The sequence below is a fragment of the Curtobacterium phyllosphaerae genome (genome assembly GCF_049341865.1).
In the GTDB taxonomy this organism is placed as follows: Bacteria; Actinomycetota; Actinomycetes; order Actinomycetales; family Microbacteriaceae; genus Curtobacterium; species Curtobacterium phyllosphaerae.
In genome coordinates, this window is record NZ_JBMPIU010000002.1 from 450,209 (window position 1) to 470,704 (window position 20,496).

The 20,496-nt window shown below is 71.7% G+C and carries 22 protein-coding genes; 15 read left to right on the forward strand and 7 right to left on the reverse strand.

What is annotated here, in order from left to right; genetic code table 11:
- Nucleotides 1-55: 55 nt before the first annotated feature.
- The 6 genes from ACO0E0_RS05310 to ACO0E0_RS05335 all read left to right on the forward strand — a co-directional run bounded on the left by ACO0E0_RS05310 (nucleotide 56) and on the right by ACO0E0_RS05335 (nucleotide 4,548).
- A complete protein-coding gene (locus ACO0E0_RS05310; RefSeq protein WP_422870351.1) occupies nucleotides 56-1,132 on the forward strand; it encodes an FUSC family protein in 1,077 nt (358 codons plus the stop codon).
- A gap of 103 nt (nucleotides 1,133-1,235) precedes the next feature.
- Nucleotides 1,236-1,490 (forward strand): hypothetical protein, encoded by a 255-nt coding sequence (locus ACO0E0_RS05315; RefSeq protein ID WP_422870352.1) that lies wholly within the window; start codon nucleotides 1,236-1,238, stop codon nucleotides 1,488-1,490.
- Nucleotides 1,457-1,831, forward strand: a complete 375-nt coding sequence (locus ACO0E0_RS05320) for a hypothetical protein (RefSeq protein WP_422870353.1) — start codon at nucleotides 1,457-1,459, stop codon at nucleotides 1,829-1,831. The genes ACO0E0_RS05315 and ACO0E0_RS05320 overlap by 34 nt, the downstream gene beginning before the upstream one ends.
- The gene (locus ACO0E0_RS05325) at nucleotides 1,828-2,352 is read left to right on the forward strand and encodes a zinc metalloprotease (RefSeq protein ID WP_422870354.1); all 525 of its coding nucleotides are present in this window, start codon (nucleotides 1,828-1,830) and stop codon (nucleotides 2,350-2,352) included. Before ACO0E0_RS05320 ends, ACO0E0_RS05325 begins: the two co-directional genes overlap by 4 nt.
- The gene (locus ACO0E0_RS05330) at nucleotides 2,336-3,115 is read left to right on the forward strand and encodes an ABC transporter ATP-binding protein (RefSeq protein ID WP_422870355.1); all 780 of its coding nucleotides are present in this window, start codon (nucleotides 2,336-2,338) and stop codon (nucleotides 3,113-3,115) included. The genes ACO0E0_RS05325 and ACO0E0_RS05330 overlap by 17 nt, the downstream gene beginning before the upstream one ends.
- Entirely contained in the window at nucleotides 3,112-4,548 is a 1,437-nt protein-coding gene (locus ACO0E0_RS05335; RefSeq protein WP_422870356.1) for a hypothetical protein, read from the forward strand. Before ACO0E0_RS05330 ends, ACO0E0_RS05335 begins: the two co-directional genes overlap by 4 nt.
- 65 nt (nucleotides 4,549-4,613) lie before the next feature.
- Here ACO0E0_RS05335 and ACO0E0_RS05340 read toward each other — a convergent pair whose 3' ends face one another.
- Nucleotides 4,614-5,402, reverse strand: a complete 789-nt coding sequence (locus ACO0E0_RS05340) for a class I SAM-dependent methyltransferase (RefSeq protein ID WP_422870357.1) — start codon at nucleotides 5,400-5,402, stop codon at nucleotides 4,614-4,616.
- A 63-nt stretch (nucleotides 5,403-5,465) separates the two neighbouring features.
- On the opposite strand from ACO0E0_RS05340, the gene ACO0E0_RS05345 reads away from it, so the two are divergent.
- Nucleotides 5,466-6,212 (forward strand): phosphoglyceromutase, encoded by a 747-nt coding sequence (locus ACO0E0_RS05345; protein ID WP_422870358.1) that lies wholly within the window; start codon nucleotides 5,466-5,468, stop codon nucleotides 6,210-6,212.
- Nucleotides 6,213-6,319: 107 nt separating this feature from the next.
- Here the strand turns inward: ACO0E0_RS05345 and ACO0E0_RS05350 are convergent, their stop codons facing one another.
- Nucleotides 6,320-6,868, reverse strand: coding sequence for a P-loop nucleotide/nucleoside kinase family protein (locus ACO0E0_RS05350; protein WP_422870359.1), 549 nt, complete (start codon nucleotides 6,866-6,868; stop codon nucleotides 6,320-6,322).
- Between the two features lie 39 nt (nucleotides 6,869-6,907).
- On the reverse strand, nucleotides 6,908-7,564 hold the full coding sequence (gene phoU, locus ACO0E0_RS05355) for a phosphate signaling complex protein PhoU (protein ID WP_422870360.1): 657 nt from the start codon (nucleotides 7,562-7,564) through the stop codon (nucleotides 6,908-6,910).
- Nucleotides 7,565-7,740: 176 nt separating this feature from the next.
- Between phoU and ACO0E0_RS05360 the strand changes: the two genes are divergently transcribed.
- Together ACO0E0_RS05360 and ACO0E0_RS05365 are read left to right on the forward strand one after the other, a co-directional pair.
- Nucleotides 7,741-8,907, forward strand: coding sequence for a sensor histidine kinase (locus ACO0E0_RS05360; RefSeq protein ID WP_422870361.1), 1,167 nt, complete (start codon nucleotides 7,741-7,743; stop codon nucleotides 8,905-8,907).
- Nucleotides 8,904-9,584 carry a response regulator gene (locus tag ACO0E0_RS05365; protein WP_422870362.1) on the forward strand — a complete coding sequence of 227 codons (681 nt, stop codon included), beginning with the start codon at nucleotides 8,904-8,906 and terminating at the stop codon, nucleotides 9,582-9,584. Before ACO0E0_RS05360 ends, ACO0E0_RS05365 begins: the two co-directional genes overlap by 4 nt.
- Before the next feature lie 81 nt (nucleotides 9,585-9,665).
- On the opposite strand, the gene ACO0E0_RS05370 is transcribed toward ACO0E0_RS05365, so the two are convergent.
- On the reverse strand, nucleotides 9,666-10,193 hold the full coding sequence (locus ACO0E0_RS05370; RefSeq protein WP_422870363.1) for a hypothetical protein: 528 nt from the start codon (nucleotides 10,191-10,193) through the stop codon (nucleotides 9,666-9,668).
- A 157-nt stretch (nucleotides 10,194-10,350) separates the two neighbouring features.
- Between ACO0E0_RS05370 and ACO0E0_RS05375 the strand changes: the two genes are divergently transcribed.
- The 4 genes from ACO0E0_RS05375 to rlmB are packed head-to-tail and all read left to right on the forward strand — an operon-like array spanning nucleotide 10,351 to nucleotide 14,629.
- Nucleotides 10,351-10,833, forward strand: a complete 483-nt coding sequence (locus ACO0E0_RS05375) for a CarD family transcriptional regulator (RefSeq protein WP_422870364.1) — start codon at nucleotides 10,351-10,353, stop codon at nucleotides 10,831-10,833.
- Nucleotides 10,834-10,883: 50 nt separating this feature from the next.
- The gene (gene ispF / locus ACO0E0_RS05380; protein ID WP_422870365.1) at nucleotides 10,884-12,194 is read left to right on the forward strand and encodes a 2-C-methyl-D-erythritol 2,4-cyclodiphosphate synthase; all 1,311 of its coding nucleotides are present in this window, start codon (nucleotides 10,884-10,886) and stop codon (nucleotides 12,192-12,194) included.
- A gap of 9 nt (nucleotides 12,195-12,203) precedes the next feature.
- A complete protein-coding gene (cysS, locus tag ACO0E0_RS05385) occupies nucleotides 12,204-13,616 on the forward strand; it encodes a cysteine--tRNA ligase (protein WP_422870366.1) in 1,413 nt (470 codons plus the stop codon).
- The gene (gene rlmB, locus ACO0E0_RS05390) at nucleotides 13,613-14,629 is read left to right on the forward strand and encodes a 23S rRNA (guanosine(2251)-2'-O)-methyltransferase RlmB (protein ID WP_422870367.1); all 1,017 of its coding nucleotides are present in this window, start codon (nucleotides 13,613-13,615) and stop codon (nucleotides 14,627-14,629) included. Before cysS ends, rlmB begins: the two co-directional genes overlap by 4 nt.
- A gap of 28 nt (nucleotides 14,630-14,657) precedes the next feature.
- Here the strand turns inward: rlmB and ACO0E0_RS05395 are convergent, their stop codons facing one another.
- Both ACO0E0_RS05395 and ACO0E0_RS05400 read right to left on the reverse strand, forming a co-directional pair.
- Nucleotides 14,658-15,953: a DUF4032 domain-containing protein gene (locus ACO0E0_RS05395; RefSeq protein WP_422870455.1), complete on the reverse strand. Its 1,296-nt coding sequence runs from the start codon at nucleotides 15,951-15,953 to the stop codon at nucleotides 14,658-14,660.
- A 145-nt stretch (nucleotides 15,954-16,098) separates the two neighbouring features.
- Nucleotides 16,099-17,199 (reverse strand): ABC transporter ATP-binding protein, encoded by a 1,101-nt coding sequence (locus tag ACO0E0_RS05400; protein ID WP_422870368.1) that lies wholly within the window; start codon nucleotides 17,197-17,199, stop codon nucleotides 16,099-16,101.
- Between the two features lie 287 nt (nucleotides 17,200-17,486).
- Here ACO0E0_RS05400 and ACO0E0_RS05405 point away from each other — a divergent pair, with 287 nt between their 5' ends.
- A complete protein-coding gene (locus ACO0E0_RS05405) occupies nucleotides 17,487-18,521 on the forward strand; it encodes a DsbA family protein (protein ID WP_422870369.1) in 1,035 nt (344 codons plus the stop codon).
- Between the two features lie 14 nt (nucleotides 18,522-18,535).
- On the opposite strand, the gene ypfJ is transcribed toward ACO0E0_RS05405, so the two are convergent.
- Entirely contained in the window at nucleotides 18,536-19,423 is an 888-nt protein-coding gene (ypfJ, locus tag ACO0E0_RS05410; protein ID WP_422870370.1) for a KPN_02809 family neutral zinc metallopeptidase, read from the reverse strand.
- A 38-nt stretch (nucleotides 19,424-19,461) separates the two neighbouring features.
- Between ypfJ and ACO0E0_RS05415 the strand changes: the two genes are divergently transcribed.
- Complete coding sequence (locus ACO0E0_RS05415; protein WP_422870456.1) at nucleotides 19,462-20,448, forward strand: 2-deoxy-5-keto-D-gluconate 6-phosphate aldolase domain-containing protein; 987 nt, start codon at nucleotides 19,462-19,464, stop codon at nucleotides 20,446-20,448.
- The last annotated feature ends 48 nt before the right edge of the window (nucleotides 20,449-20,496 follow it).

A 20,496-nucleotide genomic window follows, 5' to 3' on the forward strand; every position in this document is an offset into this window, starting at 1 on the left:
CTCTCGGCCGACTGCTCCGCACGGGCGGACTCGAGCGGCGCTGCCCACGTTCGACGTGCGGGAGTCCGCGCTGCGGGTCCGGACCTCGATCCCGGCGGCGCTCCAGATCACCGCCGCCACGCTCGGCGCCTACGCGTTCGCGCACGTCGTGCTCGGGCACGAGTACCCGGTGCTCGCGGCGACGACGACCATCTCGACGCTCGGGTTCACCCGGGACGCCCGACCGGTCCGCGTCCTCGAGTCCGCGGTCGGGATCCTCGTCGGCATCGTCCTCAGCGAGCTGCTGCTGCTCGTGATCGGCGCCGGCGTGTGGCAGATCGTGCCGTTCATGCTGCTGGCGTTGCTCGTCGGTCGGTTCTCGTCGAGGTCGAACGCGTTCGCCGCCGCGGCCGCCACCCAGTCGATCCTCGTGCTGTTCCTCCCGGTGCCGGGCGGCGGTCCGTTCGTGCGGAGCATCGACGGCATCGTGGGCGGGGCGGTGGCGCTCCTCGCGACGGCCCTCGTCCCGCGGGATCCGGTCGGACTCGCGCGGAACGACGCGCGACGCGTCTTCGTGCTCGTCGACACCGCGCTCGTCGACACGATCGAGGCGCTCGGGTTCGACCGGCGCGCCCGCGCCGAGGTCGCGCTCGACCAGGTGCGGTCCACGCAGCCGTTGCTCGACGCGTGGCAGGCGTCGCTCGAGACCGCGGTGGCCGTGGCGCGGATCTCGCCGTGGCTCCGCGGTCGCCGGGAGGCGCTGCTCCTGCAGGAGCGGGTCCGTCAGCAGGTGGACCTGGCCGTCCGCAACCTCCGGGTCGTGATCCGGCGGATCGGGACGCAGGGGCCGCCCGTGGTCGACCGGGCGCCGATCGGCGCGCTGCTCGACGAGGTCCGGCTGGCGCTTGGTCACGTCGCGTCCGCCGTCGAGCAGCGCTCTGGAGGCGCGTCGTCGCTCGCGGAGGCACGCTCCGTGCTCGAGGGGGTCGCGTCCCGACTCGACCCGAGGATCGTGCTCGGTCCGGAGTCCGAGGAGCGCGGGGCCGCGGGGGAGGCGGTCGTCGTCCTGATGCTCCGCCCCCTCGTGATCGACCTGCTGATGGCGACCGGCCTGTCCCATGCGGAAGCGCGGTCTCGGCTCGTCGACCCGTAGTCATCGGGCCCGGACCGAGCTGTGGAGAACTGATGTACTGCATCTCAATTTAACGCTACAGTCATCGCACTCCCGAGACGCGGGAGCCCAGCGAAGGAGCATCATGACTGTTCTCGTCCCGGCCGTCCCGCGGAGCGGCGGCCTCTCACTCCGGCAGGCGTGGGCGGTGGCGCGGGGTTCGACGCGCACGAACTCCGTCGTCCCGGTGATCATCGTCGTCGCCATCGTCGTGCTGCTGGCCCTCGCCGTCACGGTCGTCGCCGGTGCGGTGGTCATGTGCGCGTCCCGCGGCGCGGTCCTCGACGCCGTCGTCAGCCTGAGCGCATGGCAGGTGAAGCTCAGTTGCCACAAGCTCTGAGCGACGACGCGGTGTCCGGACGACCCGGCGCGAGCCTGCGCGACGGCGGACGGCCGATCGCCGGAGCGCTCACCGGCGCAGTCGGAGGTCTCGTCCTCGGGGTCGGCGTCGATGCCGGGGTGTGGCTCTGGGCGTTCGGCCAGGCGCTGTCCGGGCAGGCGGTGCTCACCGTGCCGCTCGTCGTCACGACCAGCGTCGACCACGGGGACGTCGTCGCCCGGTCCGGGATCGGCGTCGTCGTCATCCCGCTGGCGTCGGCAGTCCTCGGCATCGTCACCGGGTGGTTCGTCGGTCGCGCGCATCGGGCCGGACCGGATGCCGAGCTCACGGCGGATCCGTGACGGCCAGCACCCAGCGTGCCGTCCTGCGCGCGGCGTTGCAGGCGTCCTGGCGCGTCATGATCTCGGTGTTCGTGCTCGCCGGCATGCCGCTCCTCGGTCTCGCGGCCGCGTTCGGTGACCTCGACGACGGCACCGTCCGAGTGCGGCTCGTCGCGTACGCGGTGGTGCTCCCGCTCAGTTTGTTCCTGCACGAGCTGGGACACGGCGTCGCGTACGCGGCGCTGGTGGCACGGCACGGCATGCGACCGGTCGAGCTGTTCGGTGTCGGCCGGTGGAGCGGCGGGACGATCGTGCGGTGGCGACTGAGCCTGGGAGAGGACGCGATCGTCGCCGTCGCCGGCCCGTTGCTCGGGGTGGCGTGCGTGCTCCCGATGCTCGCTCCCGGCGGCCCGTTCCTCGTCGGGTTCCCCGTCGCGCTGGTGTTCGGTCTCCACCTCGCGAGTCTCCGTCGGACCGCGGACGACGGCGCGCAGGCCCGAGCCGTCTGGAGAGGGGCCGACGAGCGTGCTCGCGCTGCGTGACGTCACGAAACGGTACGGACGCCGGACCGTGCTCCGGTCCGTCACGACTGAGGTCCACGAGGGGGCGATCACGGGACTGCTCGGTCCGAACGGAGCGGGGAAGAGCACGCTGCTCCACCTGGTCGTCGGCCTGGTCGTGCCGGACTCCGGGTCCATCACGATGACCGACGTCGCGGGCCGGCCCGTCGACCGGAACGGAGCCGTCGGGTTCTGTCCCGACGACCTCCCGATGGCCGAGCTCCTCACCGGGCGCGAGTACCTCGACCTCGTCAAGGGGGTCCGCGGTGTCCAGGTCCGTCCGGTGGTGCAGGACAGTCTGCTCCGCGGTCTCCGCCTGCAGCACGCCGCCGACTCCCTCATCGCGACCTACAGCCACGGCATGCGTCGCAAGTTGCAGCTGATCGCCGCACTGCTCCACGCTCCCACCGTCCTCGTGCTCGACGAGCCACTCCGAGGACTCGACCCGGAGTCGACGGCCATCATGACGACGTTGCTCCGGAGCTACGCCGATCGTGGCGGCGCCGTGCTGCTGTCGACGCACGACCTCCTGGCGGCCGACCAGCTGTGCGACCGCGTGCTCGTGCTCTCCGACGGCGAGCTCCGTGCGGACCAGGCGATCACGGAGCTGCGGGACGCCGAGCGCGGTGTCTCGTTGGAGGCGGGGTTCCTCGCGATGACCGGTCTGGCGCACGAGGCCGGGGAGGCGACCGCCGAGTTCTTCTCCGGACTCGATGCGCTCGTCGCAGACCGGGACCGGGCATGAGCGCGTCGGGCGCGGTCGCGCGCGCGACCTCCCTGACGCTCCGGCGGCACATCGTCCGCTCACTCGGCGGGACCGGACCCGCGATCGCTGCGCTGACTGCGATCGGGGTCGTGGCCCTGGTCACCAACGTCCTCCTGCTGCAGTTCTCCCGGGCGCACTTCGCGGTCGCCTTCGACGCGGGCCACGACTCCGGACCGGCGATGGCCGCCGCGCGGCGAGCCCTCGTCGACGCGCAGCTCATGACCGCGCCGATCGTCGGGCTCGGCATGCTCGTGGTGACGCCACCGACGTCGCGCATGCGTCCCGCGGCACGGAGTGCGGGCGCTCCGGTCCCGGCCGTCGTCGTCGGCGAGGCTCTGCCCTTCGTGATGGCGATCGCGGTGGTCGCGGGCCTCGGCGGCGCCGGGCCGACCTGGTTCGTCGCGAGCAGCAACGACGCTCCGGTGGTCGCGTTCCTGGTGTTGTCCGCCACCGCGGTCGGGGCGGCACTGGCGGCCGTGGCGGCGCACGCGCTGGTGGTCACCGGATTGCGAGCCATGTCCGTGACACCCGTCCTCGCCCGGCTCGTCGCACTCCTCGTCGCGTTCGGATCGGTGGGTGCGCTCCTGGCCGACCTGCTCGACGCCACGATGGGATCCCGGGACGGTCTGGTCGCGCATGCTCTGGCGGTGGTGTGGGGACCGGACGGTGCGCTCGGTGGCAGAGCCCTGCTCGGCGGTCTCGTCCTCGTCGCCGGTTCCGTCGTCGTCCTCGTCGGTGCGCGCCTCCTCGAGCGCGACGACGGCGTGTTCCCGCGGACGCCCCGGATCGTCGGCCTGCGGACCATCGGCGCGCCGAACTCGTTCGCGAACGCCGTCCTCCGCGAGACGCTCATGCTCCTCCGGCACCCGGTCGGACAGGCCACGACCGCGGCGGCCCTGGTGCTCGGCGTGCTCCTGGTCGGGATGGTCGGTCGTGGACTCCTCCCGGGCGGTGCGGCGCTGTCCGCCTGCGCTGTGCTGTTCTCAGCGAACGCCGAGACCTCCTACGGCCGGTCCGCGGGGTGGCGGTGGGTCCGCGTCACGAGCGGTGTCCGTCCGCTGCGGACGGTCGTCGAGCAGTACACGGGCGTCCTCCCGATCGGACTCGTGCTGACGGCGGTGGCCGTCGTGGTGATCGCACCGCACGACCCCGGGGTCGTCGTGGCGACCCTCGTCACCTTCGCCACCATGAGCGCATCGGCGTACCTGGCGGGCACACTGCTGCCGTTCGACGACGCCGTGCCCACGGCCGTCGTCGCGACGTCCCTCGTCACGCTCACGATCGAGGCGGTCGTCCTGTGGGGTGTGTCGTCGATCGCGGCGCCCGGGACACCGTGGTCGAGCTGCGTCGAACTCGTCGTCCTCGGCGTCGCCCTGGCCCTCGCCGTCGCGGTGGTCCGACGCCGGGGCTGACCTCCGACGGGGCTGACCCCCGACGGAGCTGACCCCCGACGGGGCTGACCTCCGGCGAGGTCCGGTCAGCCGGGCGCGACGGCGTCCCACGGTACGGACAGCTCGCCGAGGCGCCACCGGGAGACCCCGTGCAGCACCGGCCAGCCAGCGTCCCGCAGCGCTCGAACGGTGCCGATCCAGCGTTGGCGCGGTCCGTACGTGCCGAGCGGTGCGGCGATCGCCCACGCGCGGTCGAGTTCCCGGAGGAACGCGTGCACCCGCTCCCCGGGGACGTTCCGGTGGATGAGCGCCTTCGGGAGCCGCTCGGCCACGACCGACGGGACGTCGAGGCCCGCGAGCCGGAGCGACACCGTGAAGACCAGGGGGATGGCTGCGCCCGACGGTGCGCGTCCGAGGGTGATCCACGACGCGACCCGGCCGACCTCGTTGCAGGTGCCCTCGACGAGCCGGCCATCGGGTTGGAGTCGCTCGGTCATCACGTCCCAGGCGCCCTGCACCTCGGACTCGTCGTACTGCCGCAGGACGTTGAACGCGCGGGTCACGGCCGGTCGCCGATCCCCGGGGGTCGGTGTCTCGAACCCACCGAGGCGGAAGGTCACACCGTCGCGCGCAGCGGCCGCGGCGAGTGCGACCCGCGACGGCTCGATCTCGATCCCGACGACCTGGACGTCCGGCCGGACGAGCACCAGGCGGTCGTGGAGCTCGAGCGTGGTCGTCGCGCTGGCGCCGTACCCGACGTCCGCCACGAGCGGGTCGACCGCGCGCCGGAGGGCCGGGAGCGTCGCGATCCACCGGTCCACGCGGCGGAGCCGGTTCGTCCCGGTCGTCCCCCGCGTGACGTTCCCGATCGGCATACCGCAAGGGTACGGTGCGGCCGGCGCCCGGCCCGGGACGACGCCGCTGGGTAGGATCGGCACATGACCTCGACACTCGTGCTGCTCCGTCACGGCAACAGCGACTGGAACCAGAAGAACCTGTTCACCGGCTGGGTCGACGTCCGACTCAGCGACGTCGGTGAGCGGGAGGCGAAGCGCGCCGGGCAGCTCATCGCCGAGTCCGGGATCGTCCCGGACATCCTGTACACCTCGCTCCTCACCCGGGCCATCCAGACCGCGGACATCGCCCTGCTCGAGGCGGACTTGGCGTGGCTCCCGGTCAAGCGCGACTGGCGACTCAACGAGCGGCACTACGGCGACCTGCAGGGCAAGGACAAGGCGCAGACGCTCGAGCAGTACGGCGAGCAGCAGTTCATGGAGTGGCGCCGGTCGTTCGACGTCCCGCCGCCCCCCATCGCGGACGACGCCGAGTGGTCGCAGTTCGGTGATCGTCGCTACGCGGACCTCGGCGACGCGCTGCCCCGCACGGAGTCGCTCGCCCTGGTCATCGAGCGTCTGCTGCCGTACTGGGAGTCCGACATCACAAAGGACCTCGGTGCCGGTCGGACCGTCCTCGTCACCGCGCACGGCAACTCGCTCCGCGCGCTCGTGAAGCACCTCGACGGCATCTCCGACGACGACATCGCCGGGCTCAACATCCCCACCGGCATCCCGCTCGTCTACGAACTCGACGACGACTTCCGCCCGACCGGTCCGTCGCGCTACCTCGACCCCGAGGCGGCTGCCGCCGGTGCTGCGGCGGTGGCGGCCCAGGGCGCCAAGAAGTAGCCCGCCCCCGCCCCCCAGCCCCCGCCCCGCCCCCAGCCCCCCGCCCCGCCGACCCCCGGCCCCGCCCCGCCGACGGCCTGCGATCTCGCCGGACCTGAGCGGCGCGCCTACGCCCCGAAATGGGCGGCGATCTCCTCCATGAGCCGGCCGACGTCGAACCCGGCGACCGTGTCGACGCGGACCACGGGCCAGCCGCCCGCGAGCCCGAGGGGCAGCGCGTCGGCGTGTTCGTCCCAGGCCGCGAGCACCTCGTCGCGGGTCCCGTGCACCACGTGCCGCGCGGGAGCGACCGCGGCGTAGCGGGCATCGAGCCGGTCGACGACCGCAGCACGGGACGCGTCGCACCACACCTCGACGACCCGGGGCGACCCGGCGGTGACGAGCCCGGCCTCCAGGAACGCGCGGTCGCGGCCCTCGAGCCACACGGAGTCGATCACGACGCCGGCCTCGACCGCCGCGGCCATCGCCCAGACGGTGTCCATCGCGATGCCGCCGAGCTGCCGGGACGGGATCATCGGCCCGACCAGGTCGGCGAGCGGTTCCTTGACCGCGTCCTTCGAGAGGAACGGGCAGTCGAGCACCTCGGCGAGGGCGGCTCCGATCGTCGTCTTGCCCGAGCCGGGGAGTCCGTTGACGAGGATCGCGACAGCAGCCATGCCGCAAGTCTCCCAGACCGTTGCGGACCGGGCCCCGGGCTACTCGGCCGGAGCGCCCACCCAGTCACCGGTGGCGAGGTACTGCACCTTCTTGGAGATCGAGACCGCGTGGTCGGCGAACCGCTCGTGGTACCGGCTGGCGAGCGTCGAGTCGACGGTGTCGACCGGCTTGCCCTTCCAGGTCTCGCCGAGCACCGCGTCGAACACGCTCGCGTGCAGTTCGTCGACCTTGTCGTCGTCGTCGCGGATCTCGTCCGCCAGCGCGACGTCCTCGGTGCGGAGCAGTCGCTCGAGCTTCTGCGCGACCGCGACGTCGAGCTGACCCATCTCCTTGAAGATCGGGCGGATGCTCTTCGGGACGACCTTGTCCGGGAACCGGTACCGGGCGAGCTGCGCGATGTGCTCGGCCATGTCACCCATCCGCTCGAGCGAGGCGCTGATGCGGAGTGCGCTCACGACGGTGCGGAGGTCACGCGCGACGGGCGCCTGGCGGGCGAGGATGTCGATCGCGAGCTCGTCGAGGTCCTGCGCGGCGCTGTCGATCTTGGCGTCGTCAGCGATCACCTGCTCGGCGAGGGCGACGTCCTGCCCGTTGAACGCCTCGGTCGCGCGCTCGATCGCGACGGCGACGAGCCCGGCGATGTCGGCGAGACGAACCTGGACGTCCTCGAGCTCCTGCTGGAACACTTCACGCATGTCGAGCCCTTTCTCTCGGCACGGGCCGACGCGGCACCGGCCTTTCGGCACAAGTCCACCGATTCTCGACGGCCGAGGTGAACGGATGGTGTCGCGCGGTTGAACGCTCCGTCACAGCGCACCGGAGCGGGGACCGCGGTCGGCGCCACGTCCTGGACCACTCCTACACTGGCGGCATGGACAACGCGTGGCTCGTGCCACTGTCGATGCTCCTCGGCGGGGTGTTCGGTGCGGGCGTGGTGGTGGTGATCATCACCGCGGAGCGGACCGCCCGCGCCGCGGACGTCGCCGATCGAGCACTCCCGGACGGCATCGCCGCGGTCATCACCACGATGCACAACCCCGCCGTCGTGGTCGACCCGTCGAACACCGTCGTCGCGGTGTCCCCCCAGGCGCTCGCGGTCGGGCTCGTCGTCCGTCGGCGGCTCGCGCACAAGGAGCTCATGAAGCTCGTCGACCGGGTGCGGGCGAGCGGCGAGATGGGATCCGAGGACCTCGAGCTGCCCCGCGGCCGTCGTGGCGAACTCGTCGGGTACCTCTCGTTCCGCGCCGCGACCCTCGGGAACCGGTACGTGCTGCTCACCGCGGACGACCTGACCGAGAGTCGCCGCATCGACGAGGTCCGCCGCGACTTCGTGGCGAACATCTCGCACGAGCTGAAGACGCCGATCGGCGCGATCGGCCTGCTCGCCGAGACGCTCGTCGCCGCCGCCGACGACCCCGACCACGTCAAGCGGTTCGCAGGTCAGCTCATCACCGAGTCCGAGCGGCTCGGCGCACTGACGAAGGACATCATCGAACTGTCGAGACTCCAGTCCGTCGACACCCTCGAGACGAGCGAGGAGATCGGCATCGACGGCATCGTCGAGGCCGCGTGCGACACGAACGCGGTCGTCGCGGCGAGCCGGGGGATCCGGATCGTCCGCGAGAAGAAGTCCAGGCTCCGCGTGATGGGGGACCCGGGCCTCCTGCAGATCGCGGTGTCGAACCTCATCGCCAACGCCGTGAAGTACTCGCCCGACGGCACCCGCGTCGGCGTCGGGGTGCGGAGCGCGAAGGGTTTCGTGGAGATCTCCGTGACCGACCAGGGTGTCGGCATCCCGGAGGCCGACCTCGACCGCGTGTTCGAACGGTTCTACCGCGTCGACCCGGCCCGGTCCCGTGCGACCGGCGGCACGGGGCTCGGACTCGCCATCGTCAAGCACGTCGTCGGCAACCACGGCGGGTCGGTCCGGGTGTGGTCGCAGACCGGCAAGGGCTCCACGTTCACCATCCGCATCCCGGAAGCCGACACCGCCCTGACCACCGCCCTCGAAGACCACCTGGGAGAGCAGCAACCGTGACCCACATCCTCATCGTCGACGACGAACCCGCCCTGAGCGGTCCGCTCGAGTTCCTCCTGCAGCGCGAGGGCTACGAGACGACGGTCGCAGCGGACGGCCTGACCGCACTGGCCCGTTTCGACGCGGACGACCCCGACCTCGTCCTCCTCGACCTCATGCTGCCGGGGCTGTCCGGTACCGAGGTCTGCCGGCAGATCCGCACCCGGTCGAACGTCCCGATCATCATGCTCACCGCCAAGGACTCCGAGGTGGACGTCGTCGTGGGCCTGGAGCTCGGTGCCGACGACTACGTGACGAAGCCGTACTCGACCCGGGAGCTCCTGGCCCGGATCCGCGCGGTGCTCCGGCGTCGGACCGAGGACGACCCGGGCGACACCGGGATCCTGCAGGTCGGGTCGATCCGGATGGACGTCGAACGGCACGCGGTGAGCGTCGACGGGTCGGACGTCGCGATGCCGCTCAAGGAGTTCGAGCTCCTGGAGCTCCTCCTGCGGAACGCGGGCCGGGTGCTCACGCGGGGACAGCTCATCGACCGCGTGTGGGGGTCGGACTACTTCGGTGACACGAAGACCCTCGACGTGCACATCAAGCGCATCCGCTCGAAGATCGAGCGCGTCCCCAGCACGCCGGAGGTCCTCGTCACGGTCCGCGGCCTCGGGTACCGGATCGAGCCGTAGGGGGACGGACGGGAGGCGCGCCCTCCGCCATGCACGACGCCCCCGGTCCGCAGGACGGTCCGGGGGCGTTCGCTCGTGGGGCTAGCCGTTCGAGGAGCTCGCGTACGGCGCGGGGGTCAGCGTCGGGCTGGTCGGCGGCACGGTCGAGGTCGACGACGGGGTCGGCTCGAGGGTGGAGTACTCGGGCAGCTGGTAGTCGAGCACCGGCACGCGGATCGAGGAGCCTTCGGCCGACGGGTAGGTGAGGAACACGCGGGTCAGGACGCCGGCCTTGGACCCGAGCGAGTCGAACACGACCTGTGTAGCGCGGGAGTCGTGCGCGAGGTCGAGCGACGTATTCGCCGGGATCCGGACCTCCTGCGTGTCGGACGACTTGTCCGCGGCCTGGATCGTCAGGGTCTTCGCGGAGTCCGAGTTGTTCACCAGGGTCGCGATGAACCGGGCGCTCTCGCCGTCCGAGGTCAGGAGGATGGCGTTGCGGACGTCGACCGAGCCGACGTTCGTGCTGACGCCGTCGCTCGCGTCGTAGTGCTCCGTGGTCGACTGCGGCGTCATGAACTCGCACCCGGCGGTGCCGAGAGCGATCGATGCCGCGACGGCGACGGACACGAGAACCCGAGCTCGCAATGTTCCTCCAGAGGGTGACGGTGGTGGACCGTGCGGTCCCGCATCATCCTACCGGGGGACCGCCTGTGCTCGTGCCGCGGTCCCCAATACCCGAAAAGGGCTTGTGGTAAACTGAGTATCTCGGAACGGAGCCTGATTAATGCAATTCGAGGTCGGCGAGACCGTGGTCTACCCCCATCACGGGGCAGCGACCATCTCAGAAGTCAAGACACGGATCATCAAAGGCGAGGAGAAGGTCTATCTCAAACTCCGCGTGACGCAGGGTGACCTCACGATCGAGGTCCCGGCGGACAACGTCGACCTGGTCGGCGTACGCGACGTCATCGGGAAGGAAGGCCTGGACCGCGTGTTCGAGGTCCTCCGCGCCCCGTTCACCGAGGAACCGACCAACTGGTCGCGCCGGTACAAGGCGAACCTCGAGAAGCTGGCGTCCGGCGACGTCATCAAGGTCTCCGAGGTCGTCCGCGACCTCTGGCGCCGTGACCAGGACCGCGGTCTGTCCGCCGGCGAGAAGCGCATGCTCGCCAAGGCCCGGCAGATCCTGATCTCCGAGCTGGCCCTCGCCGAGAAGACCAACGAGGACAAGGCATCGACCGTCCTCGACGAGGTCCTCGCCTCGTAGCGACCGCCCGTCGCGCCCGAGTGCCCGCTGCACCACGACCGACCGCCCGTGTGACCGATGCCCCGACGGCATCCGTGACACGGGCGGTCGTCGTCGTCGCGGCCGGGTCCGGCACCCGGCTCGGGATCGGTACCGCCAAGGCGTTCGTGCCGGTCGCCGGGCGGCTGATGCTCGACCGGGCGCTGTCGACGTTGTTCCTGCTCGCCGAGCCGGTCGTCGTCGTGGTCGTCGCGCCCGCGGACCGGCTCGACGAGTGCCGTGCGTTGGTCGCCGCCGTCGCCGGGCCGGCGGTCGCCTACACCGCGGTCGTGCCGGGAGGCGCGGATCGCCACGCGTCCGTCGTCGCCGGTCTGGCAGCGCTGCCGGACTCCGTCAGCACGGTGCTCGTGCACGACGCCGCGCGCTGCCTCACGCCCGTCGGGCAGGTCGAGCGGGTGTTCGCAGCAGTCGAGTCGACCGGGGCGGGCGTCGTCCCGGCCCTGCCCGTCACGGACACCGTCAAACGGGTCGCACCGGAGAATGTGGACAGCGCAGGCGGCCCGCGGGGCACCGTCGTCGTCGGCACCGTCGACCGGTCCGAGCTCGTCGGGGTGCAGACGCCGCAGGGGTTCCCGCTCGCGGGGCTCCGGGCCGCCTACGCCGCTGCGTCCCGCTCCGAGACCGACGACGCCGGGGTGTTCCAGGCCGCCGGCGGCGTCGTCCGGACCGTGGCGGGCGACCCCGACGCGTTCAAGATCACGACCGCGTGGGACCTCCGACGGGCCGAGGCCCTGCTCGCCGAGGACCTGTACGCCGCGGATGGCGGGCGCGACCGTGCTCCGGAGGCCGCGCTGTCCGTCGGGGCCGGGCCGCGCCTCCCGGCCGACGGCGCGACCATGGGGTCGCCGCGGGTCGGGCTCGGCGTCGACGTCCACGCGTACGACGCGTCCGCCGTCTGCCACGTCGGACTGCTCGAGTTCCCGGGGGAGCCGGGGCTCGCCGGGCACAGCGACGGCGACGCCGTCGCGCACGCCGTCTGCGATGCCCTGCTGTCCGCCGCGGGGCTCGGCGACATCGGCGGGCGGTTCGGGACCGCGGACCCGCGCTACGCCGGTGCCTCCGGGACGGTGTTCGTGCAGGGTGCCGTCGCGCTCCTCGCCGAGGCCGGGTGGACGCCGTCGAGCCTCACCGTCCAGGTGATCGGGAACCGTCCGCGGATCGGGGACCGGCGGGCAGCGATGCAGGATGCGCTCGCAGCCGTCGTCGGGGCCCCGGTCAGCGTCTCCGGGACGACCACCGACGGCCTCGGGTTCACCGGCCGCGGCGAGGGGCTCGCGGCGATCGCGACGGCACTCGTCCACCGGGTCCGAGCGGCCGAATAGGCTGGTCGCGTGACCGTTCGCCTCTACGACTCCCGTGCACACGACGTCGTCGACCTGACCCCGCTCGTCGAGGGTCGGGTCAGCATGTACGTCTGCGGGCCGACGGTGCAGTCCTCGCCGCACATCGGGCACCTCCGGTCCGCGCTCGTCTACGACCTGTGGCGGCGTTGGCTCACCCACCGCGGCTACGCCGTGACGCTCGTGCGGAACGTCACCGACATCGACGACAAGGTGCTCGACCTGGCCGCCGGGACCGACGAGCCGTGGTTCGCGCGCGCCTACCGCGTCGAGCTCGAGTTCACCGCGGGGTACCGCGCGCTCGGGATCCTGCCGCCGACGTACGAGCCCCGTGCCACCGCGAGCATCCCGCAGATGCAGGAGATCATCGCCCGGTTGATCGACCGCGGGCATGCCTACGCCGCGGCGGACGACTCCGGCGACGTCTACTTCGACACCGGCAGCTGGTCGTCGTACGGCACGCTCACCCGGCAGCGGCGTGCGGACATGGTCGAGGCCGCGGACTCCGACCCCCGGGGCAAGCGCGACCCGCGGGACTTCGCCCTCTGGAAGGGCGCGAAGGCGGGTGAACCCTCGACCGCCACGTGGGAGTCCCCGTGGGGGGCCGGCCGACCCGGGTGGCACATCGAGTGCTCCGCCATGTCCCGGCGGTACCTCGGGCCCGCCTTCGACATCCACGGGGGCGGTCTCGACCTGCGGTTCCCGCACCACGAGAACGAGCTGGCGCAGTCCACCGCGGCCGGCGACGACTTCGCGACGTACTGGCTGCACAACGGTCTCGTCACCGTCGACGGGCAGAAGATGTCGAAGTCCCTCGGGAACTCGATCTTCGCGGCGGAGTTCCTCGCGTCGGCGCCGCCCATCGTGGTCCGGTACTTCCTCGGCGCGGCGCACTACCGGTCGAGCATCGACCACCACGACGGCTCCCTGGCCGAGGCGTCGGCGGCGCTCGAGCGGATCACCGGGTTCATGACGAGGGCGCGACGCCGACTCGAGGACCGGCCCGTGCCGCAGGCGACGGTCGTGCCGGACGCGTTCGCCGCCGCCATGGACGACGACCTGTCCGTGCCGCAGGCCCTGGCCGTGCTCCACGAGACCGTCCGCGCCGGGAACGCCGCGCTCGACACCGACGACCCGGTGGCGCTCGGGGCTGCCTTCCAGCAGGTGCATGCGATGGTCGAGGTGCTCGGCATCGACCCGACGTCCGACGCGTGGGCCGGCACCGGGACCACCGACGTCGCAGCGGCACCGCTGGCCGCGCTCGTCGAACGGCTCGTCGAGGAGCGTGCGGCAGCCCGCACGGCCAAGGACTTCGCCACCGCCGACCGGGTCCGCGACGACCTCGCGGCGGCCGGCATCACGATCGAGGACGCAGCGTCCGGCACCCATTGGAGCATCGCATGAAGAACGTATCCGGCAAGAAGAAGGGCCGTCCGGGCGCAGTGCGCTCCGGCACCAAGGGCAACGGGCAGGTCGGTTCCGGCGGCCAGGGGCGTCAGGCGCTCGAGGGCAAGAAGCCGACGCCGAAGGCCGAGGACCGGCCGTACCACCCCGCGGGCAAGCGCAAGGCCGCCTCCGAACGGCTCACCGCGGCTCGCAACCGCCACGGCGCATCGACCACGCCGCAGCCGAGGACCCTCCGCGCGCCCGGGCCGCAGCGCCGCTCGAACGACGACTCCGAACTCGTCACCGGGCGGAACTCCGTCCTCGAGGCGCTCCGGGCGAAGATCCCGGCGTCGAGCCTCACCCTCGCCGCACGGCTCGAGATGGACGACCGCGTCAAGGAGATCCTGTCGCTCGCGACCCACCGCGGGATCCCCGTGCTGGAGGTCATGCGCCCGGAGCTCGACCGACTGACCGGACACGACGCGGTGCACCAGGGCGTCGCGCTCAAGGTGCCGCCGTACGAGTACGCCGTCGCCGAGGACCTCGTCGAGCGAGCGATCCGGAAGAACCAGACGCCCCTCATCGTCGCCCTCGACGGCATCACCGACCCCCGCAACCTCGGGGCGATCATCCGGTCGACGGCCGCGTTCGGCGGACACGGCGTGCTCGTGCCGTCCCGTCGGTCCGTCGGGGTCACCGCCTCGGCATGGAAGACCTCGGCCGGTGCCGCCGCCCGGGTCCCGGTCGCGATGGCACCGAACCTCACCCAGACGCTCAAGTCGCTCAAGTCGCAGGGGCTGTTCGTCCTCGGACTCGCGGGCGACGGCGACGTCCAGCTCGACGCGCTCGAACTCGCCGATCAGCCGATCGTCATCGTGGTCGGGAGCGAGGGCAAGGGCCTCTCGCGACTCGTCACGGACACGTGCGACGCGGTCGTCTCGATCCCGATCAGCTCGGCCACGGAGTCACTGAACGCGGGCATCGCGGCCAGTGTCACGCTGTGGGAGATCGCCCGGCGTCGCAACCGCTGAGCGGGGGCATCGTGACCGCTGACCCGGGTCAGACGGTCGCGCGCCAGTCGTCGACCTCGTCGTCGGACGACACCGGTGCGTCGTCGACCAGGTCCATCGGCAGCGTGATGGCGTTCGTCGGCGGGTTGATGAGGAGCCGTTCGTCCCGCCGGTGCCGGAGCACGTCGTTGACGTAGGCGGTCGTCGCCTCGGGCAGCGAGATCGACCGTTCCTGCTGCTGCGCCATGAACCAGCGGTGTTCGAGCAGCTGGTGGAACACCTCGGCCGGTTCGAGGCGGCCGCGGAGGTCGCGGGGGATCGCCCGGACGACCGGCTCGAACACCCGGGACACCCACTCGTGGGCGACCATCTCCTCGTCGAGCTCCTCGCGGCCGTTCCGCGCACGGTACGAGTCGAGGTCGTTGAGGAGCCGACGGGCCTGGTTCTCCCCGGCGTCGATGCCGGTCAGGCGGAGCAGACGCCGCTGGTGGTGGCCGGCGTCGACGACCTTCGGCTGGATCCGGACCTGCGTGCCGCCCTCGGCCGTCTTGATCGCGAGTTCCTCGATGTCGAACCCGAGGTCGTTGAGGCGCTCCACGCGGTCGTTGATCCGCCAGCGTTCGGACGCGGCGAACTGCTCCGTGCCCGTGAGCTCCTTCCAGAGCGTGCGGTACTGGGCGACGATGCCGTCGGACACCGACACGGGGTCCGCGTTCTCGTCGAGGCGTCCTCCGGCCTCGAGGTCGAGGAGCTCCCCGGCGATGTTCACCCGCGCGATCTCGAGGTCGTTCTCGCGCTGCCCGTTCGACAGGCCGCCCGGGTAGAGCTTGCCGGTCTCGGCGTCGACGAGGTACGCCGCGAACGCCCCCGCGTCACGACGGAACAGGGTGTTCGAGAGCGAGACGTCGCCCCAGAAGAACCCGATGATGTGCAGCCGGACGAGGAGCACCGCGAGCGCGTCGACGAGCCGGGTGGCGGTCTCCGGACGGAGCGTCTGCGAGTACAGCGCGCGGTACGGCAGGGAGAACCGCAGGTGCCGGGTGACGAGCACGGGCTGCAGGGGGGCGCCGTCCGCATCGACGCGGTTCGTGATCACCGCGACCGGGTCGACGCACGGCACGTCCATGCGCTGGAGCGTCCGGAGCATGTCGTACTCGCTCCGGGCGAGCTCCTCGCTCGTCTCCTTGACCGCGACGACGTACCCGCTCAGGTGCACGAACCGCACGAGGTGCCGGGAGATGCCCTTCGGGAGCGCCGCGATGGTCTCGTCGGGCCATGCCCCGAGCGGCAGGTCCCACGGCAGGTCGAGCAGCCCGGGGTCGACGGTGGCCGCGGTGATGGACATCGAGTCGGGCACGGCGTGCACGCCTTTCAGGAGGTGGCGGGGGGATTCGCGACGGAGGCGACCCCCGTCGAGACGGCGGAGAGCCCGCCGGGCCGCCCTGGTGAGGCGATCCGACGGGCTCCCCGTGTGGTGATGGTACCGATGACTAGGCGGAGACGACGGCCTTGTCGCCGAGACGCTCGCCCGACTCGGTGTCGAACACGTGCACGCGGCCGGCGTGCGCCGTGACGTACACGGTGTCGCCCGCGAACGGGTGCTGGCGGCCGTCGACACGGGCCACGACGTCGACGCGCTTGCCGCCGACCTCGGTGTGGCCGTAGAGGTAGCCGTCCGCGCCGAGCTCCTCGACGAGGCCGACCTGGACCTTGAGGCCCTCGCCCGACGTCGAGACGACGACGTCTTCCGGACGGACGCCGATCGTGACGTTGCCCGACTTGGCGTTACCCAGGACGTCGCGGTCGACCGCGGCGACCGAGGTGCCGAACTGGACGCCACCGTCGACGACGTCGGCGGGGAGCAGGTTCATGGCCGGCGAACCGATGAAGCCGGCGACGAACACGTTCTGCGGCTTCTCGTAGAGGTCGCGGGGGGAGCCGACCTGCTGGAGGATGCCGTCCTTGAGGACGGCGATGCGGTCGCCCATGGTGAGGGCCTCGGTCTGGTCGTGGGTGACGTAGACCGTGGTGACGCCGAGACGACGCTGGAGCGACGCGATCTGGGTACGGGTCTGGACGCGGAGCTTGGCGTCGAGGTTCGACAGCGGCTCGTCCATGAGGAACACCTGGGGCTGACGGACGATCGCGCGGCCCATCGCGACGCGCTGACGCTGACCACCGGAGAGCGCCTTGGGCTTGCGGCCGAGGTACTCCTCGAGGTCCAGGAGCTTGGCTGCCTCCTGCACACGGGTGGCACGCTCGTCCTTGCCGACGCCGGCGATCTTGAGCGCGAAGCCCATGTTCTCGGCGACGGTCATGTGCGGGTACAGCGCGTAGTTCTGGAAGACCATCGCGATGTCACGGTCCTTCGGCGGGATGTCGGTGACGTCGCGGTCGCCGATCAGGATGTTGCCGGAGTTGACTTCCTCGAGCCCGGCGAGCATGCGGAGCGAGGTGGACTTGCCGCAACCGGACGGTCCGACGAGGACGAGGAACTCGCCGTCGGCGACCTCGAGGTCGAGGGAGTCGACCGCTGCGCGGGTGCCTCCGGGGTAGAGACGGGTTGCCTTGTCGTAGGTGACTGACGCCATGAGCGTTCATGCTCCTTCACCGGCAGGTACGTGCCGGACGATCCGTAGTGAGGAACGGCGGCCCGGGGGCCCCCGGATGGGCGACATCGACCATCGAGGCAATAGAACACGATTTCGGGGTGGAACGCCAGTCCGACGCCGTCGACACCGAGGTCCATGCGCGCGTTTGGACTCCTCCCAGTGCCGCCCACTACACTTCCGAGGTCCGTCCGGGCCGCGCGGGGGTGCTGAGGCCGTTCGGACGCAGGCGGCAACACCACCGCCGGTCGATCACGGAGGACCCCCGCATGACGAACCGCCCCGAGGGTACGGGCCGCCCTGCAGACAAGCCCCTGCGCGAGTCGCGGAACCACCGCCGCGCGGCGGCACGGCTCCGTGCGCAGAAGGCCCGCGCGCAGCAGAAGCGCCGCCAGCGCGGGGTCCGCATCGGCATCCAGGCCGGGATCGGCGTCGTGTTGCTCGCGGTCGTCGCGGTCGTCACCCTTGTGCTCGTCAACTCCGTGCAGCCGGCGGGCCCCGGCCCCGCGAACATGGCGAACGGCGGCATCACGATCGGGCGCGGGCTGCAGGTGGTCGGCGCACGGTCCTCGGGTGCGGCGACCCCGTCGGCGAGCTCGAGCGCGAGCAGCAGCGCCACCGCGTCCGGCAGCGCCACGCCGACCGAGAGCGCCGACCCGAGCGACGCGGCGACGGACGGCACGAGCTCCGGCGACACCGTCAAGATCACCCTGTACATCGACTACCTCTGCCCGATCTGCGGTCAGTTCGAACAGGAGAACAGCTCGTACGTCCGCGGGCTCGTCAACTCCGGCGCCGCGACGGTCCAGATCCACCCGATCGCGATCCTCACGAACCGGTCGCAGGGCACGAAGTACTCGCTCCGTGCGGCGAACGCGGCGGCGTGCGTCGCGAACAGTTCGCCGAACCAGTTCTTCGCCGTGAACCAGGCCCTGTTCGACGCGCAACCGCGGGAGAACACCTCAGGGCTCGACGACGCGGCCCTGACGGCGCTCGTCGCGAAGACGAAGGGCATCACGCACCTGGCGTCGATCACGCGATGCATCCAGGACCAGGAGTTCGCGAAGTGGGTGGACGACGAGACGACCAAGGTCACCTCGGACGGCATCCCGCACTCGAACGTCACGACGTTCTCCGGCACGCCGACGATCCTCGTGAACGGGAAGAAGTACGACTACAGCCTGCCGTTCTCGAACGCCGAGTTCCGGACGTTCATCGTCACCGCCGCGGGCAGCAGCTTCGCCGCGGGCGACGACGACGAGTCGGCGACGCCCACACCGTCCCCGACCCCGACCGCGGACTGACACGTCGGTCGGCGTCAGAGCTGCGACGCCGGGACGCCAAACGTGTCGCACCGTGCGGCGCCCTGCTCGTACCCCTGCGCGAACCAGCGCTGCCGCTGGGCGCTCGTGCCGTGCGTGAACGAGTCCGGATCGACCTGCCCGCCGGACGCCGACTGGATGCGGTCGTCGCCGACGGCGGACGCCGCGCTCAGCGCATCGGCGACCTGGGCACGGGAGATCGGCGCGAAGAAGGTCCGGCCGTTCGCGTCCTCCGTGGTCGCCGCGGCACCGACCCACGCTCCGGCGTAGCAGTCGGCCTGCAGCTCGGTCCGGACGCTGCCGGACGACGCGCCGCTCGACCGGTCGGTGGTCGCGAACGTGCCCTCGAGCTGCTGGACGTGGTGCCCCCACTCGTGGGCGACGACGTACATCTGCGCGAGCGGCCCACCGGACGACCCGTACCGGTCCTGGAGGTCGTCGTAGAACGCGGTGTCCAGGTAGATCGCCCGGTCCGGCGGGCAGTAGAAGGGTCCCGTCGAGCTCGACGCCTGACCGCATCCGGTGTCGGTGGAGCCGTCGAACAGGAAGAACTCCGGTGCGCGGTACGCGAACCCGAGTTGCCCGGACTCCGTGGTCCAGTACGCGTCGAGGGACTCCGCGGCACCCTCCATCCGGCAGTCGACCCGCTGGTTCGCGTCGCGCCCGGTCTGGCACCCGGCGACCGGGGTGGCGTCGGAACCGGTCTCGATCGTGGTCGTGCCGCCGCCGTCGCCGACGAGTCCGGAGACGTCGACGCCGGTGAACTGCGCGATGAGGAACACGACCACCGCGGCGAGGCCGACCCCGCCCCCGGCGATGCCTGCGGTACGACCGCGTCGCTTGACCCTGCCGTCGGAGAGCTCGGTGTCGTCGTTGAACGTCATGCCCCGAACCTAGGGGTCGGGACGGCGGCGTGCCCGGGATGCGCGGTCCCGGAGCGCGTCCCCCGGTCGCTGAGCCGGCTCTCGGCGCGACGGCGTTGCATCGCCGCATGACCACTCTCGACCGCGACCACCCCGTCTTCATCCTCGCGATGGACCACCGCGACTCGCTCGCGAAGACCACGTACGGCGTCGACTCCGGGCAGCCCACCGACCCCGCCGTCATCGCGCGGATCAGCGCCGGCAAGCAGCTCGTCTACCGCGGGCTCCTCGACGCGCTGTCCCGCGGTGCCGATCGGGCCCGCGCCGGTGTCCTCGTCGACGAGCGGTACGGGGCCGAGGTCGCCCGGATGGTGAAGGACGCCGGTCTCCAGCTCGCGATGCCGATCGAGGCGTCCGGCCAGGACTTCTTCGCGTTCGAGTACGGCGACGGCACCGACGGCGAGTGGATGCGCCACGTCGAGGAGTTCGACCCGGACTACGTCAAGGTGCTCGTCCGCGACAACCCGGCGTTCGACGAGTCCGACCGTGCCGGGCAGGCGACACGGCTCGCCGCCGTCACGACCGCCCTGCACGACGCCGGCCGGACGTTCCTGCTCGAGCTCCTCGTGCCGGGGACCGACGACCAGGAGGACTCCGTCGACGACTACGACCGGGACCTCCGCCCCACGCTGACCGTCGAGGTCGTCGGCTACCTGCAGGAGCACGGCGTCGAGCCGGACGTCTGGAAGATCGAGGGCCTGGACCGTCGCGAGGACGCCGAGCGGATCGTCGCGGCGACCCGGCAGGGTGGTCGGGACTCGGTGCAGTGCATCATCCTCGGCCGGGACGCCGCGCAGGAGGACCTGGACCGCTGGTTGTCCGTCGCCGCGCCCGTGGACGGGTTCGTCGGGTTCGCGATCGGCCGGAGCATCTGGGAGGAGCCGCTCGGGCACGTCGTCGACGGCGAGATGCGGTCCGAGGACGCCGAGGACGTCATCGCCGCGAACTACCGGCACTTCGAGGAGACGTACCGGGACGCATGCTAGCGGAGCGGGGCGGACGGAGCGGACGGAGCTGACGGCGCGGACGGCGTG